The 14,019-nt window shown below is 68.6% G+C and carries 21 protein-coding genes; 19 read left to right on the top strand and 2 right to left on the bottom strand.

The window, feature by feature from the left end:
• The first annotated feature begins 474 nt into the window (after positions 1–474).
• The 19 genes from WFI52_RS00250 to WFI52_RS00160 all read left to right on the top strand — a co-directional run bounded on the left by WFI52_RS00250 (position 475) and on the right by WFI52_RS00160 (position 13,025).
• Entirely contained in the window at positions 475–693 is a 219-nt protein-coding gene (locus WFI52_RS00250) for a hypothetical protein (RefSeq protein ID WP_336625575.1), read from the top strand.
• Positions 690–968: a hypothetical protein gene (locus WFI52_RS00245; RefSeq protein WP_336625576.1), complete on the top strand. Its 279-nt coding sequence runs from the start codon at positions 690–692 to the stop codon at positions 966–968. Before WFI52_RS00250 ends, WFI52_RS00245 begins: the two co-directional genes overlap by 4 nt.
• A gap of 88 nt (positions 969–1,056) precedes the next feature.
• On the top strand, positions 1,057–1,362 hold the full coding sequence (locus WFI52_RS00240; RefSeq protein ID WP_336625577.1) for a hypothetical protein: 306 nt from the start codon (positions 1,057–1,059) through the stop codon (positions 1,360–1,362).
• Between the two features lie 116 nt (positions 1,363–1,478).
• Positions 1,479–1,799: a hypothetical protein gene (locus WFI52_RS00235; RefSeq protein WP_336625578.1), complete on the top strand. Its 321-nt coding sequence runs from the start codon at positions 1,479–1,481 to the stop codon at positions 1,797–1,799.
• Between the two features lie 75 nt (positions 1,800–1,874).
• The gene (locus WFI52_RS00230) at positions 1,875–3,512 is read left to right on the top strand and encodes a hypothetical protein (RefSeq protein WP_336625579.1); all 1,638 of its coding nucleotides are present in this window, start codon (positions 1,875–1,877) and stop codon (positions 3,510–3,512) included.
• 59 nt (positions 3,513–3,571) lie between these two features.
• The gene (locus WFI52_RS00225) at positions 3,572–4,669 is read left to right on the top strand and encodes a hypothetical protein (RefSeq protein ID WP_336625580.1); all 1,098 of its coding nucleotides are present in this window, start codon (positions 3,572–3,574) and stop codon (positions 4,667–4,669) included.
• Complete coding sequence (locus tag WFI52_RS00220) at positions 4,666–6,252, top strand: phage major capsid protein (RefSeq protein WP_336625581.1); 1,587 nt, start codon at positions 4,666–4,668, stop codon at positions 6,250–6,252. Before WFI52_RS00225 ends, WFI52_RS00220 begins: the two co-directional genes overlap by 4 nt.
• A 21-nt stretch (positions 6,253–6,273) precedes the next feature.
• Positions 6,274–6,603 (top strand): hypothetical protein, encoded by a 330-nt coding sequence (locus WFI52_RS00215; protein WP_336625582.1) that lies wholly within the window; start codon positions 6,274–6,276, stop codon positions 6,601–6,603.
• Complete coding sequence (locus tag WFI52_RS00210; protein WP_336625583.1) at positions 6,600–6,974, top strand: hypothetical protein; 375 nt, start codon at positions 6,600–6,602, stop codon at positions 6,972–6,974. The genes WFI52_RS00215 and WFI52_RS00210 overlap by 4 nt, the downstream gene beginning before the upstream one ends.
• A 5-nt stretch (positions 6,975–6,979) precedes the next feature.
• On the top strand, positions 6,980–7,393 hold the full coding sequence (locus WFI52_RS00205) for a hypothetical protein (protein WP_336625584.1): 414 nt from the start codon (positions 6,980–6,982) through the stop codon (positions 7,391–7,393).
• Positions 7,394–7,396: 3 nt separating this feature from the next.
• Entirely contained in the window at positions 7,397–7,903 is a 507-nt protein-coding gene (locus tag WFI52_RS00200) for a hypothetical protein (RefSeq protein WP_336625585.1), read from the top strand.
• A complete protein-coding gene (locus WFI52_RS00195) occupies positions 7,903–8,976 on the top strand; it encodes a hypothetical protein (RefSeq protein WP_336625586.1) in 1,074 nt (357 codons plus the stop codon). Before WFI52_RS00200 ends, WFI52_RS00195 begins: the two co-directional genes overlap by 1 nt.
• Positions 8,977–8,982: 6 nt before the next feature.
• Positions 8,983–9,357: a hypothetical protein gene (locus WFI52_RS00190; RefSeq protein WP_336625587.1), complete on the top strand. Its 375-nt coding sequence runs from the start codon at positions 8,983–8,985 to the stop codon at positions 9,355–9,357.
• The gene (locus WFI52_RS00185) at positions 9,354–11,021 is read left to right on the top strand and encodes a hypothetical protein (RefSeq protein WP_336625588.1); all 1,668 of its coding nucleotides are present in this window, start codon (positions 9,354–9,356) and stop codon (positions 11,019–11,021) included. Before WFI52_RS00190 ends, WFI52_RS00185 begins: the two co-directional genes overlap by 4 nt.
• 9 nt (positions 11,022–11,030) lie before the next feature.
• Positions 11,031–11,816 carry a tail fiber domain-containing protein gene (locus tag WFI52_RS00180; protein ID WP_336625589.1) on the top strand — a complete coding sequence of 262 codons (786 nt, stop codon included), beginning with the start codon at positions 11,031–11,033 and terminating at the stop codon, positions 11,814–11,816.
• Positions 11,800–12,471 carry a M23 family metallopeptidase gene (locus WFI52_RS00175; RefSeq protein ID WP_336625590.1) on the top strand — a complete coding sequence of 224 codons (672 nt, stop codon included), beginning with the start codon at positions 11,800–11,802 and terminating at the stop codon, positions 12,469–12,471. Before WFI52_RS00180 ends, WFI52_RS00175 begins: the two co-directional genes overlap by 17 nt.
• Positions 12,471–12,641 carry a hypothetical protein gene (locus WFI52_RS00170; protein WP_336625591.1) on the top strand — a complete coding sequence of 57 codons (171 nt, stop codon included), beginning with the start codon at positions 12,471–12,473 and terminating at the stop codon, positions 12,639–12,641. Before WFI52_RS00175 ends, WFI52_RS00170 begins: the two co-directional genes overlap by 1 nt.
• Positions 12,638–12,835, top strand: coding sequence for a hypothetical protein (locus WFI52_RS00165; RefSeq protein ID WP_336625592.1), 198 nt, complete (start codon positions 12,638–12,640; stop codon positions 12,833–12,835). The genes WFI52_RS00170 and WFI52_RS00165 overlap by 4 nt, the downstream gene beginning before the upstream one ends.
• A 7-nt stretch (positions 12,836–12,842) precedes the next feature.
• Positions 12,843–13,025, top strand: a complete 183-nt coding sequence (locus WFI52_RS00160; protein ID WP_336625593.1) for a hypothetical protein — start codon at positions 12,843–12,845, stop codon at positions 13,023–13,025.
• Here the strand turns inward: WFI52_RS00160 and WFI52_RS00155 are convergent.
• Together WFI52_RS00155 and WFI52_RS00150 are read right to left on the bottom strand one after the other, a co-directional pair.
• Complete coding sequence (locus WFI52_RS00155) at positions 13,012–13,227, bottom strand: hypothetical protein (RefSeq protein WP_336625594.1); 216 nt, start codon at positions 13,225–13,227, stop codon at positions 13,012–13,014. The genes WFI52_RS00160 and WFI52_RS00155 overlap by 14 nt on opposite strands.
• A 4-nt stretch (positions 13,228–13,231) precedes the next feature.
• Positions 13,232–13,918, bottom strand: a complete 687-nt coding sequence (locus WFI52_RS00150) for a tyrosine-type recombinase/integrase (RefSeq protein WP_336625595.1) — start codon at positions 13,916–13,918, stop codon at positions 13,232–13,234.
• Positions 13,919–14,019 lie beyond the last annotated feature (101 nt).

The raw sequence follows: 14,019 nt of genomic DNA, 5'->3' as shown, positions 1-14,019 counted from the left end.
ACGGGCGAACCGTGGCCTAACGAGGGGATGACCCAGGCCGATTCTAGGCCGCACACCCGCCGCCACGAGACGGACCGGGAGACACGCGGGATGCGCTCCGCGAAACAAGATGCAACCCGAGAGACGACGGGGCCGCGGTAAAGGCATGACCGGGCGCGGCAAGTCCCCTCACACTCATCCCGTCGTCTCGCATCCCGTCCGTGTCGGCCTCACCCGCCGAGCACTCCAAGGCTCCAGCCTGGCTCCGTCAAGCAGCCCCGAGTGTCCCCTCCCGCGCTCTCACGCGTAGGGGGGGGCACCCACCTCACCAACCTTCACCATCAAGCAGGAACGACGGGACATGCCCCACTCGCACCACTTCGACCCGGTGAGCGGGTGGTGTGCCTGCGGATACCGAGACGACGGCCGCCTCATCATCCAAGCCACCATTGTCCGCCCAGGCACCCAGACCGACCACGAGAAAGACACGACGACATGACCACCACCATCACCCGCGACGACGCGGCATCCGTCCTCGCTGACCTCGTGGCCGGAACCATCGACGCCCACGAACACCTCGAGGCAGGCGACCTCGAGACGGCAGGCGCTCTCGCGCTCAGCGTCGCCATGCGCCTGTTCTCCATGGACCCGAGCGCCGCCCGCATCATCCTCGCCGCAGCTCTCGAACACCTCGCCGCCGAAATCCTGTCATGACACCGCGACCCACCCACGCCACGCTCTCGGCCATCACCGACCTTTCAGCCCTCATCGACTCGACGCGCAACCTGGCCGACCGTGCCCGAGCGCTCCGCATGACCGACACAGCCCGCGAACTCCGAGCACTCGCCACCGACCTCGACGGCTCCCGCACCGCACTCATCACAGACGGCGAAGCGGCACTAGACGACGCCCTCGACGCGCTCGAGTACGCCGCCGACGAACTCACCGAATACGCCGCCCGCATCGGCCGCGCGCGAGGCCGCGCATGAACCCTGACACCATCCCCATGCCCATCGCCCTCGCCCTCGGCGCAGCACTCACCATCATCTACCTCGCCCAGACCTGGAAGGCCCGCCGATGACCACCATCACCCGCGAATACCTCGCGTCCACGGACGGCATCATCCTCGCCGTGGAACTCGACCTCGAGCCGCACGGATGCCGAAGCGGGCGCATCGACCTCGCACCGACCGCGCCGCGCATCCGCGTCGAACGATGCATCGCGGACGCGGGCCCCGGCTGGATCACATACGCTCCCGGATGGCTCGTCATCTACGGCGACGCCGGAGGCGACTGGTGCCACCACGACGAATGGGACACCGCTCTCGCCTGCGCCACCGACCGCGCGCGCGCTCGAGCACTCGGCCTCCTCGGACGGTGGTGAGCCATGCGCATCTGCGCCGTCGCCGGATGCCGACGCCGTGCCCTGCGTCGCGAGGTGCTGTGCGCCTGGCACACCATCCGTATCTGGTGGTCGCTCTGGCTCGATGAGCGCAGCCGATGAGCGCCAAGCATCAAGACCCGGAGTACCGGCGCAACGCCGCCACCATCCGTAAGCGCGTGGCATCCGCGCACCGCCGAGGCGAGGCCGTGCCGTGCTGGCGATGCCGACGCGCCATCACCACCCGCACACCCTACGACGTGGGCCACGTCCGAGGCCCGAGCCACGCCCTCGACAACCTGGCACCCGAGCACCGCCACGAGATACCCGGCATCTGCCCAGGCAACCGAGCCAAGGGCGGCAAGGTCGGCGCGCAGATCACCAACGCCCGACACACACCGACCATCCCGGCCGACCGCGTCACCGTCTGGCCCATCTGACCGCGAGTCTTTGAGGCGCGCCGCCATCACTACCGCCACCGGCAGCAAAATCCCCCCCCTGATCAGGACATCAACATGACCGAACACGACCCATTGGCCCCGACCGACTGGGACGACGCACCCCTCCCCGACGAGGTCGCCGCCCACCCTCTCCTCGCCATGGACTCGTTCGGCATCGCCCACGCCTGGAACGCGCTCCGCGACTCCGGCCGATCCCCGCTCGACGTGTCCCCGATCCGCTCGACTCACCAGTCCCGCGCCGAGTTCCTGGTTGGCGCATGGGCGCTCGACAAACTCGTCCCGCCCCGCCTCGGCGGATCGCTCCTGGGCAACCTCCAACCCCAGATGCTCCACACCGCCGACGTGCTCGCAGCGGAACGGTTTGTCAACGCGATCCTCGAGCCGCGCCGATCCGCCAAGACCACGAGCGTCTGGTGTGTCCTCATCGGCCGGTGCTGGATGCGCCCCGTCTACATGGCCGGGTACACCATGCTCACGACGGCGAAGAAGGCCAACGAGCGGTTCAAACTCGACGTGCGCGATCCCATCTTGCGCAAGTGGCGCGACAAGCGCGACCGCCCCCTCAAGGTCAACGAGTCGAACGGCTCCATGGGCCTCGAGTTCGCGAACGGCTCCAAACTCGCGATCCTCTCGCCCAACGGTGACGACGTGCGCTCCGGCGCGTACGACATCCTCGTCATGGACGAGGGCGGCGAGGCCGAACCAGACATGTGGGATGACATCGTCGGGGCCGTCGTCCCCTCGTTCGACACCCGCGGCGACGGCGCGCAACTCGTCTACGCCGGGACCGGTGGCCACTACCGCGAAGGCTCCCACTTCTGGGCCGCGCTCCACGACCCCGACGCGGGCCGCATCCGCTACGGCGTACCCGACGACTTCAACGACGACGCCCTCGCCTCCTGGGACAGCATCGGCCCCCTCATCGACGCAATACACCCCGGCCTCGACGGCCTCACCACGCTCGAACAGATCAAGCGCAACTACCACCTCCTCGGCCCCGCCCGATTCGGCCTCGAGTATTGCGGGCACTTCGGCCGCGCAGCAGGCAACGACACCGCCGTCTCGCTCACCGCCTGGGAACGCACACGCCTCGACGCCGCCGTCCCCACCGGCATCACGCCCATGTCTCTCGCATTCGCCGTGCACCCTGGCGGCGCGTGGGCATCCATCGCCGTCGCGTGGCTCCTCGACGCCGCACCCGGCGACCTCGTCGCCGCCGCCAACGCGCTCGAGGGCGACGACGCGCCGCCCCGCATGGCCGTCAAGATCGTGCACCACCAGCAGGGCAACGCACGCCTCGAGTACACCCTCCGCGACCTCGCCCGCACCTACCGGCTCCCCGTCACCTACGACAACGCCCCGCAAGAGCGCGCCATCGTGGAACGCCTCCAACGCATCGCCCGCCCCCGCCCCCGCGTCAACGCCATGACCATGGCCGATAAGTCCGTCGCCACCGCGGCACTCCTCAACGGCATCGAACACGGCACCATCGACCACTGGGCACAAGCCGAACTCGACGCCGCCGCCGCCCTCGCCGTGTACCGCCCCGGCAAGATGCGCCTCCTCGGCGTACCCGACGACTCCGACCCGACCCAGGAAATCACGCCGCTCGAGGCCGCAGCCGCCGCCGTACACGCCCTCCCGACCGCCGCCCCGGCCGCGCCATTCTCCGCCATCGTTGTAGCTAACTGACAACAGTTATCCACAACCTCGTTGCGAATCCTACAAACCCACGCCTAACGTTCTCACCGATGTCACGCCTCACAAACGCCGTCTCGGCCCTGCTCCCCGGATTCATGTTCCCGTGGTCCGTGCCCACGTCGCACCTTCAGGCGCTCGTGCACAAGGACATCGCGGGCACCGACGACGCCGACATCGTGACGCGCGCCGTCGCCATGCGCGTCGCGCCCATCAAGCGGGGCCGCGCCGTCATCATCGGTCGCCTCGCTGACCTCCCCATGGAACTCGGCAAGGTCATCGACGGCGAGTTCGTGGCCGACACGACGCAGCCCGAGTGGCTCACCCGAACCGAGAGCGTCGCCACCACCCCGTGGTATCGGTTCGCGTCCGCTCTCGATGACGTGCTATTCACCGGCTGGGCGCTCTGGTCCATCACCCGCGCTGACGGCGCGATCACGGATGCCGACTACATCGAGCGCAGCCGGTGGAAGTTCGACCAGGCCTCACCCACAGGTGTCGCCATCGCGTACGGCACCGAGGCCACCGGCCTCGTCTGGGTGCCCGTCACCGACCCCACCACCGTCATCCTGTTCGCCGGTCCCGACGATGGCCTCCTCGAATCCGCCCAGGACTCCATCCGCGGATGGCGGCACATGGAACGCGCCTGGGTCGGCCGCGTCCGCAACCCCATCCCCCTCATCGTCATCGAAGAGAAGGAACTCAACGGGGCCACCGAAGCCGAGGCCAAGAACGTGGTCAACACGTTCGCAGCCGCACGAACCGCACCCAACGGGGCCGTGGGTTTCGTCTCCGCGAAGTTCAACGTACGGGCGATGGGCGAAGCCAAAGCGGACCTCTTCAACGAGGGCCGCAACGCCGCGCGCATCGACATCGCTAACCACATGAATCTCCCGGTCTCCTACCTCGACGGCTCCACCGCCACCTCGTCCCTCACCTACGTCACGCAGGAGGGCGACCGAAACGCGCTCGTGGATGACCTCGAATACTGGCTCACCCCGTTCGAGGCGCGCCTCTCCGAGGCCGACGTGGCGGGCGACGGCAAGGTCATCCGGTTCAACCGCTCCAACCTCACCGCCACCCCCAACGACCCATACGGGGCCGGTTCCCCACGGGATGCCGCGCCCGCACCCCAGGAGGCCACCGCATGACCAACCACCTGTTCGCCGTGGACACCGAGGCCCGCACCATCGAAGGCCTCCTGATCCCGTTCAACGAACTCAGCCGCCCGAGCATCACCGCCGAACCGGTCATGTTCACCGCCGCATCCGCCCTCACGCTCCCCGCGGACCCGTCCGTCGCCACCCTCTACGACAACGACCACGACCGTTTCGAACCTCGCGGCCGTGGTGTGGAGTTCACCACCACGACCGCGGGCGTCACCGCCAAATTCTCCGTCGCGCGCACCCCTGACGGTGACGCACTCCTGGCTCGAGCGGCGAAGGCCAAGGAGGACGGCAAGCCGCTCCGCCTGTCCGCCGAAATCAAGGGCCTGATCCGAAAGGGTCGCGATGCCGTCGCCGGGGCGATCACCGGGGCATCCATCGCCACCGAAGGCGCGTTCGCGTCCGCCGCCCTGTTCTCCGCCGAAACGAGCGAACACGACGAGAGCCGGTACACCGACGAACACGGCGTCACCTGGCAGCGCGTCCGCGACACCGCCACCATCACCGACGACGACGGCACCACGACCACCACCACCACCGTCGTGGAATCCACCACCACCGCAACCGAGGCCGACGAGGCCGAACCCCAGGAGAAGGAAACCGCCCTCATGACCGCCACCACCATCGTCCCCGGCCAGCCCGCCCCCGCCCCCAACCGCTCCCTCAACGGCCTGTTCTCCGCCATCGCCCGCAACGACGACGACGCGCTCCGCAACTACTCCGACGCGGGCGAACTGTTCGCCCTCGCCCAGGTCCAGCAGTCCGGCCCCACCACGGTCACCATCGGAGACGACACCGCGCAGCGCGGCTACCTGGGCGAACTCTGGAAGCGCGCCCCCTACAACCGCCGTTACGTGCCACTCATGCAGCAGGAGACGCTGACCTCGTGGTCGATGTACGGCTGGCAGTGGGACGACGGCAAGGAGCCGACCGTGGGCGACTACACGGGCAACGCGGCCGAAGTCCCGAGCAACGCCGTGGACACGCGACCCGTCACCATCAACGCATCCCGCCTCGCCGGTGGCCACCGCCTCGACCGCCGATTCCGCGACTTCAACGACCAGTCCGTCATCGCCTCCTACCTCAACTTGCAGACCGAGGACTACAAGCGCAAGACGGACCAGAAGGCCGTGACCGCTGTCCTCGCCGCCGCGACCGTCACGGCCCCCGGCGCGGTCCCCGCGGGCATCGCCAAGGGCCTCGCCGCCATCGTGGACGGTGCCCTCGGCGTCATCGCCACCGAGAACAGCCCGTCCTACGCCCTCGTGGACCCGGCCCTCTGGCGCGACATCCTCCTCACACCGAAGGACGACATCCTCGCCTACCTCGAAACCGGCTTCGGCTTCGAACAGGGCACCGGCCCCGGCTTCACCATCCGGCCCGCCGCGACCTCCGGCAAAGTCGTCGTCGCGGCCAAGGAGGCGCTCACGTTCTACGAACTGGGCGAAACGCCGATCCGCGTGGACGGACTCGTCCCCGGCAACGGCGCGGAGGACGTGGCCGTGTTCGGCTACTGGGCCACGCTCACCAACAACGCCGCCGCCATCCGGTCCGTCACCCCGGCCTGACCGAGAACGGGAGCGAACACGATGCCCTGGCTCAACCCCGCCGACGAGTCCGACGTTGAACTCCTCGCCGTCGTCTGGCCCTCGATGCCCGACGACCCGACGCTCACCGTCTACCTCACCGCCGCCAAAGCCGCATGCATCGCGTTCGCTCCCGCGCTCCCCGAGGGCGGGGCGGTCCCCGACGAGTACCGGCTCGCCCAGGCGATGCAGGCCGCGAACATCTACAACGCGGCCCTCGCCGCCCCCGGTGGCGACCTCGACGGCGGATCATTCGGCCTCGTCGCGCACCCCCTCGACTGGCAGATCAAGCAGTTGCTCCGCCCCCAGTCAGGCGTGGGAGTGATCCTGTGAGCATCCGCGCCGACCTCGCCACCACCCTCCGCAACGCCTGGCGAACCCACCCCGTCCTCAAGAGCCTCCGCGTGGTGTCCACCGAGCGCAACGTTGGCACGATCACCGAGCCGACACTCCTGATCCGCCAGAAGTCCATCGGGAAGGCACCCGCCGCCCCCAACTCCCACTGGGCCGTGGGGATGCTCCTCACCGTCATCACCCGCCACACCGACCCCGAGAAAGGCGCGGCGGAACTCGACACCCTCGTCCCCGCCGTCCTCGCCTACCTCGACCGCACGTTCATGCACGAGGACGCCGACGCCGTCGCATACGGCACCGAGCGCCTCGCCTACGACATCCCCACCACCGTCCTCGCGCCCAAGGAGTAGCCGCCATGGCAGCCATCGCCATCGTCCCCATCGTCCTCAACGACATCGACCTCAAGATCGCCGCCGACAACTACGAGGCATCCGTCTCCAAAGTGGAACTCGTGCCGACGACGCCCACGACCGTCTGGCGCGGCATGACCCCCGCCGCCAACATCCCCCTCGCCGGAACGCCCGTCTGGGCGATGAACGTGTCCGGCGCGCAGGACCACGCCACCGCCTCGAGCCTGTCGCAGTACACGCAGGCCAACGCGGGCACCGTCAAGACCGTGACGCTCAAGCCCAAGAAGGGCACCACCGTTCCCACGTACAGCATCGACGTGCTGATCCTCGCCACCAAGATCGGCGGCGACGTGGACGCCGTGGCCACGTTCGACGCCACGTTCCCCTGCCAGGGCCAGCCCGTCCGCACCGTCGCCTGACCCGTGCTCGACGTTCGCAAGTCCCGCGAACTTCAGGCCACCATCCTGGCCATCGCCAACGTGGACAAGCCCATCCGCAAGATGATCCGGCAATTCACCAAAGCGATGGCCGCGCCGGAGTTCCGCAAAGCGCTCGAGGCCAACGCCACAACCAGCCTCGAGCGGCGGGCACTTGTGGACACGTCCGTCGTCACGGTCACCGATCGCAACGTGCGGATGCAGTCAGCCTCCAAAGGTCGCCCGCTCTCAGGCGGGTTCAACCCCAAGACGAACTACCCGGCCGCGGAATGGGGAGTCGACAAGTCCCGACGCACCACCAGCACACGACGCACCAAGGGCGGAACAGCCCACAAGGTCACCGAGCCGATGCCCTCCAACCTCAAGGGCCGCACCCGCACCGGCTGGGTATTCCGCCCCGCCTCCCGCTCCATGGTCCCCCGCCTCGCATCCCTATGGGTGCAAACCACCGTCCGCACCATCGCCACCGCCCTCGAAGGAAAGCAAGAGTAATGGCCGGTCTGACCCTCGACATCGCCGCGAATACGCGGTCCGCCGTGTCCGGCGTCAAGGACGTGGGCGAGGCGCTCGAGAAGGTAGCCGATTCTCTCGATGACCTTGCCCGCAACGCGCAGCGCCCCGAGAACGCCCTCGAGCGCATCGGAGACGCGGGGAAGGATGCCGCGCGCGACATCGACCAGGCGGGCGACAAAGTCGAACGCACCTTCCGCGACATGGTGCAAGACGCGAAGAAGGCCGACCGCGCCGTCTCCGACGTGGGCGACAGCGCCAAAAAGGGAATGGGCAAGGCCTCCGAATCGGTCACCGAGTTCAAGGCCGAAGCGCTCTCGAACTTCTCCGAGGTCACCTCGTCTTTTGACGGCTCAATGTCGTCTATCGCGGACCTTGCCCAGGGAACCCTCGGCGGCATCGCCGGGTCACTCCCCGGCATCGGCCTCGCGGGCGGCATCGCCGCCCTCGGCATCGGCGCGATCACCTCCGCACTTCAGGAGGCCGCAGACCGCTCCAAGGAAATCAAAGACGGCATCGTCCAAGACTTCCTCGACCTCGGCAGCGCCCTCGACGCCGAGGCCGTCAAAGCCCGCGCGCGCGACATCCTCGGCACCGACGAGACGCGCAAGCAGGCCGACATGCTGGCCGATCTCCTCCACATCACCGTGGGCCAAGCAGCCCTCGCGATGGCGGGCGACTTCGACGCCGCGGGCGTCACCGCTCAACAGGCTCTCGACGGCATCAACAACGCCTCGAGCAACGTCGATTACGACACCCTCATCAAACTCCGCGACACGATGACATCCACCGTGGACGGCTTCCAACTCGGACAGCAGGCAGCCGACGACCTGGCCGACGCCATGCGCCGCAAAAAGGCAGCCGACGACGACGCCGCGAAATCCGCCAAGGAGGCGGGCGACCGGGTGCGTGAGTTCTTCGACCAGGCCCGCAACCCTCCGCCGCTCGAGCAAACCGTCCGTTTCCGCGTGGACGACTCCGAGGTCCGCGCGTACCGCGTACCGCAGAAGGTCGGCATCGCGACCTACAAGGCCGCTCAGACCGCATGGGATTGACCGAACATGGCTGACATCATCACCTCCGGCGCGTCCGTGATCGCGCCCACCATCATCCTCGGCTACGAGTCCTCGCGAGAAACACGCACCGTCGTGCACCCGATCCTCGGACGCCCCGCACCGGATGCCACACTCCGCCCCGCTGGCCTCCGCACGGGACGCCTCGAACTCGGATTCTCCGCGCCCACCGCCGAGGCCGACAGCGCCGCCGCCGAAACGATCCTCTCCACCGCGTCCACGTTCACGCTCGTATCCGCCGACCGCACCACCGCGCAAATGGCGTTCGTTCTCCCCGAAGGCGGGCGACTCGCCCGCGCTCTCGAGGACGCCACCCGCAACGCCTGGGTTGTCTCGTTCGGCTGGGCGGAGGTCAGCCCGTGACCACCGCCATCCACACTTACGCCGCATCTATCGGCACGACGCCCCTGTCCGTGCGGTCCGACTCTGGCGGGTCTATCACCCTCGACGCGGCCAGCGCTCCGCACGTCAAAGGTGCCCTCGTCATCGCGCGGCCGTCCGCCGCGACCCTCGCCGCTCTCGACCCCCGCAACAGCATCGTCCCGCGTGTCGTCGTCACGGCATCCGCTGGCATCCCTCGCACCTTCAATCTGCATGTGCGCGACCTCGGCATCACCCATCTGGGCGCGCTCGTGTCGCTCACGCTCGCTTCCGACGAGGGCCTCCTCGATGACTACGCGCCGCTCGAGGACGACCGCACCCCACGCCAGTACGAGGCATCACTCCGCGCCGTCGTCGGGTACGTGCTCAACAAAGCCATCCCCGGCGCGACGCTCGAGGCATCCCCCGCCAACGACGCCAACGTCACGGCGTACTGGGCGGTAACCAACCTCCTCGCCAACCCCACCGTGGAAACCGCCCTCGCACCGTGGACGAACGGCGGCAACTGTTCCCTCTTCCATGCGTCCGTGGGTCGGACCGGCACCACCTCATGCGGCTTCAACTCGTCCGCGGCGGGCCTGCTCGCCGTCATGCCGCACGCGCTCAACAGCGGCCCGAACGTCACCCCCGGCAAATCCTATGTACTCGCCGCGCACGCGCAGCAGTACCAGGCATCCCCGGCGCGCAGCATCCGCGCGGGCATCCGGTGGCTCAATGCCGCCAACATGCCGGTAGGCCCCGACGTGGAAGGCGCGTGGGTGCCGATGACCTCCACCGACTGGGCGGCGCGGCCCTACGTCATCGCGACCGCGCCTCCGGGCGCGTCCAAAGCGGAAACGTTCTGGCGGGTCACCGGCTCCACCGCGGCCGGCCAAATCGGGTACGTGGACGACGCCATGTTCTACGAGGGCAACGAACTCATCCCCGCGTTCAACGGCTCCACCGTGGCATCTGCCACCTACACGTACGGCTGGGCGGGCACCGCTCACGCGAGCGCATCCACCCGAACGCCCGTGCTTGAGCGCAGCCCCGACGCGCTCATCTGGCGGGCAGGCCAGACCGCCATGGCGTTCCTCCACTCACTCATCCAGGCCAACGGCCTCCGGCTCGTGTGCGACGAACAGCGAAAGTGGACACTCCGCGGCGAGCTCTACCAGGCCCCCGGTGCGCTCACCCTCCGCCACGCGGTCAACGTGATCGACGCCGACGAGAAGATCAGCCGCGGGGCCGGATTCTGGTACGACGCCCGCGTCACCCGCTACAAGTGGGTAGACCTCGATGGCATCCCCCAAGAGCGCGTGGACGCCTACGCCCTCACCACCCCGTACACCCGCCTCACCCTCGTAGACGTGGATGCCGCCTACCCCGGCCCCGGGCGCTCCGAGTACGCAGTGCGCCGCGCGCAGGGCGTCGGCCGCGAGGTCACCGTGGAAACGGTGAGCGACTGGACCGCCCGCGCGGAACAGCCCGCCTCGATCCTGCTCGAGGGCGCACCGCTTCAGGCCGCGAACACCCAGTCCGTGACATTCGACTTCACTACCGACCGCATGACCATCAGCGCCCGCACCGTAGAAATCGGTGCGCGATCCATCAACGCCCTGACCGGCACCATCAACGCCCTGACCGGCACCATCAACAACCTTTAGGAGGCACCCGTGGCAATCGGAGACGACGCCCTCGCGGCGGGCATGACTCTCGTCAACGGCAACACCCCCAACAGCGCGCCCGCCATCGACGATTACATCAACGAGACGCGCGACCTCATCGCGCAACGCACCAGCGCAATCATGCCCATCGCGAAGGGCGGCACCGGACAGACGACCGCCGCCGCCGCGCGCGGCGCTCTCGGCGCAGCGCCGACCACCCACACGCACCGCATCGGAGACATCCTCACCTCGGACGGCTCTGGTTCCTACGCCGACGCGCTCCAAACCCAACTCACCGGCATCAGCAACGCGCTCCAAACCCAACTCACCGGCATCAGCAACACCGCCACCACCGCCAACAGCGTGGCGGCGAACGTGGCCGAGGGCATCCTCAACGCCACCTCTTACAACCGAGGACTCACCGGTTCCTACCGCGTCGCCTACCTCGGCTCCACCGGCCTCCTCGGCTGGGTGTCGTCCAGCCGCCGCTACAAGCAGGACATCGCAAGCGCGCCCATCGACGTGCAAGCAGTCCTCGCCATGGACGTGGTGACGTTCCGCTACATCGAGGGCGACGGGACCATCCAACACGGCCTCATCGCCGAGGACCTCGAGGCCCTCGGCCTCACCTGGCTCGTGGACTACGGCGAGGACGGCGACACCCCGCAGGGCGTGCGCTACGACCTCCTCGCCCTTGCCCTGCTCCCCGCCATCCAGTCCGCCCACACGCGCCTCGACGCCATCGAGACGCACCTCGACGCGATAGGAGCATCTCTCGATGCGCCGACCGATTGACCCGCCCATCAACATCACGGGCGACCGCGCCTCACACGCCGAATACGGCGTCGGCCCCGCCACGGACTACGGATGCAACGTGGGCACGCCCGTCTACGCGCCGTTCGCTGGGCGGCTCAGTACCTACGTCACCGACGCGGGAGGCCTCGGCGTCATCCTCTGGGGAGCGGATGCCGCGTTCTACGGTCAGCACCTCTGGGTGCGCATGAGTCCCGGCGACTACTCCGAGGGCGACCGCATCGCGCTCAGCGGCAACACCGGCGCCCAAACCACCGGCCCTCACCTTCACTGTTACGTCATCATCCACGCGACCGGTGAGCGGCTCTCCATGGAGGAATACCTCGGCCGCTCGAGCGCCGCAGCAGGAACCGCACGCCCCTTCCCCGCCACACCCCCACAGACAGGAATGCCTGACATGCTCCTCTTCAACGGCGTATCCGCCCCGCAGGACTTCTACCTCGCCACTTACGACGGGCGACGCCTCAAGATCCGGCCCACACTCGGCACCGAGCGGCGGCTCCTGCTCAACGCCGTCCCCGCGATCCCGCGCGCGCAGCTCACCGATGACGAGGTCGTGGACCTGTGCGCCCAGGGCGGCTACGTCTGGGACGCCGCGAACGCCCGCGCGCTCTACGACGGCGCGGTGACGTACTAGTGACGCTCACCACCACCACCCCGACGCGCGTCTATCGCACCGAGCGCGCCGCGCGCCGGGACCGCGGCGGAGTCCCCGCCCTCGTCCCCGGCACCTACACCGCGCTCGAGCAGCGAGGCCGCACGGTCCGCATCCCGGCCGGATGGATCAACACGAAAGGCATTACGTGACCACCACAGACCCCATCGAGATTCTGTACGCCCGCCTGGACGAACGGCTCAAGACCATCGAGCGTGAGATGGGTTCCATCCGCGCCTCGCAGCTCGCCAACGCCGCGCCCCCGCCGCGACCGTCCTGGCCCACCATCGTCGCCGCAGTCACCGCCGTCGCGGCCCTCGTCATCACCCTCGCCACCAAGCTCTAGGAGAGTCATGCGAAACATCAAGTGGTACATCGTCCGCCGCTACGTCTACGGCGTCGCCGTCGCCGCCCTCGGCATCCTGACCTACCACAAGGTCATCCCGCTCGAGGCCGTGCCGGTCTACCTGCCGCTCGTGCTCGCCCTGCTGAACACGCGGCCCCCGGCGACACCCGACGAGGTCAGCGGCCCTTAGTCAGCCGCCAGTCCACACCGGCCAGGACCAGGCCGCCCGCCAGGGCAGGCCCGCCGATGGCCAGCAACAACGCCCCGACGTACACCAACGCCGGGGCGAACGCATACCCACCTGTCAGCGACATGACTGTCAGGAGAACGCCGACGAGGGCCAGGACGGCCCCGCCGCCGATAAGCGGGATCATAAACGGGTTGGACTTCATGCGCTCAACCTACCGCGACCGACAGACGCGCCCCGCCACGGCTCGCACCCTCGACTATCCGGCGCTTGCGGTCATCCGGCTGACGGACGTACACCCGAACCATGTTCAGGTTCGCCCACCCCATCAGGTCAGCAACGACATACGGGTCGCCCTCGGCCTGCATCCAGAACCGCGTGGCCGCACGGTGTCGCAACTTGTGCATGGTCCAGATGCCGCCCAGCAGCCGCGCGACGCGCTTACCGACCCACTGCGCCGAAACGTGGCCGTGGTCGTCGCCGGGGAATAGGTAGCCCATGCCGTGCGACTCGACGCGCTCGAGCAACGCCTCCGCCATCGCGCGCGTCAACGGGACGTAGCGAATCTTGCCACCCTTGCCATGCACCCGCAGATCGTGGCCGAGAAGCGTCTCCACGATGTCGCGGCCCTGAATCACCGACACCTCGGCGCGGCGGAGTCCATGCTCCGCCGCCAGGTCAATCCATAGCGCCTCGTCCGCGTCGGCGCGGATCAACGCCTCGAGGTAGACCCGATCCGGCACCGGCTGGGGGTCAGGGTCAGCGGGCGAGATTCGCACCACCACGGCCGTAGGGTCGGCCGTGGTGAGGCCCGCGGCGCGGCCCCACCGGTAGAACTCCACGAATGTGTTGCGGCGGCCTCGGCGCGTCTCTCGTGCCCACTGCTGGGCGTCCATGTACGCGACGAGGCCAGCACCGTCTAGCTCCCACGGGCCGACACTCACCCGCACGGCCATGTGCGTGAGGTGCTGACGACGCGAGGCAACCGACGTGGACG

It is taken from the genome of Microbacterium sp. MMO-20 (assembly GCF_037147735.1).
Classification (GTDB): domain Bacteria; phylum Actinomycetota; class Actinomycetes; order Actinomycetales; family Microbacteriaceae; genus Microbacterium.
This window is presented reverse-complemented; position numbering and strand designations above follow the sequence as displayed.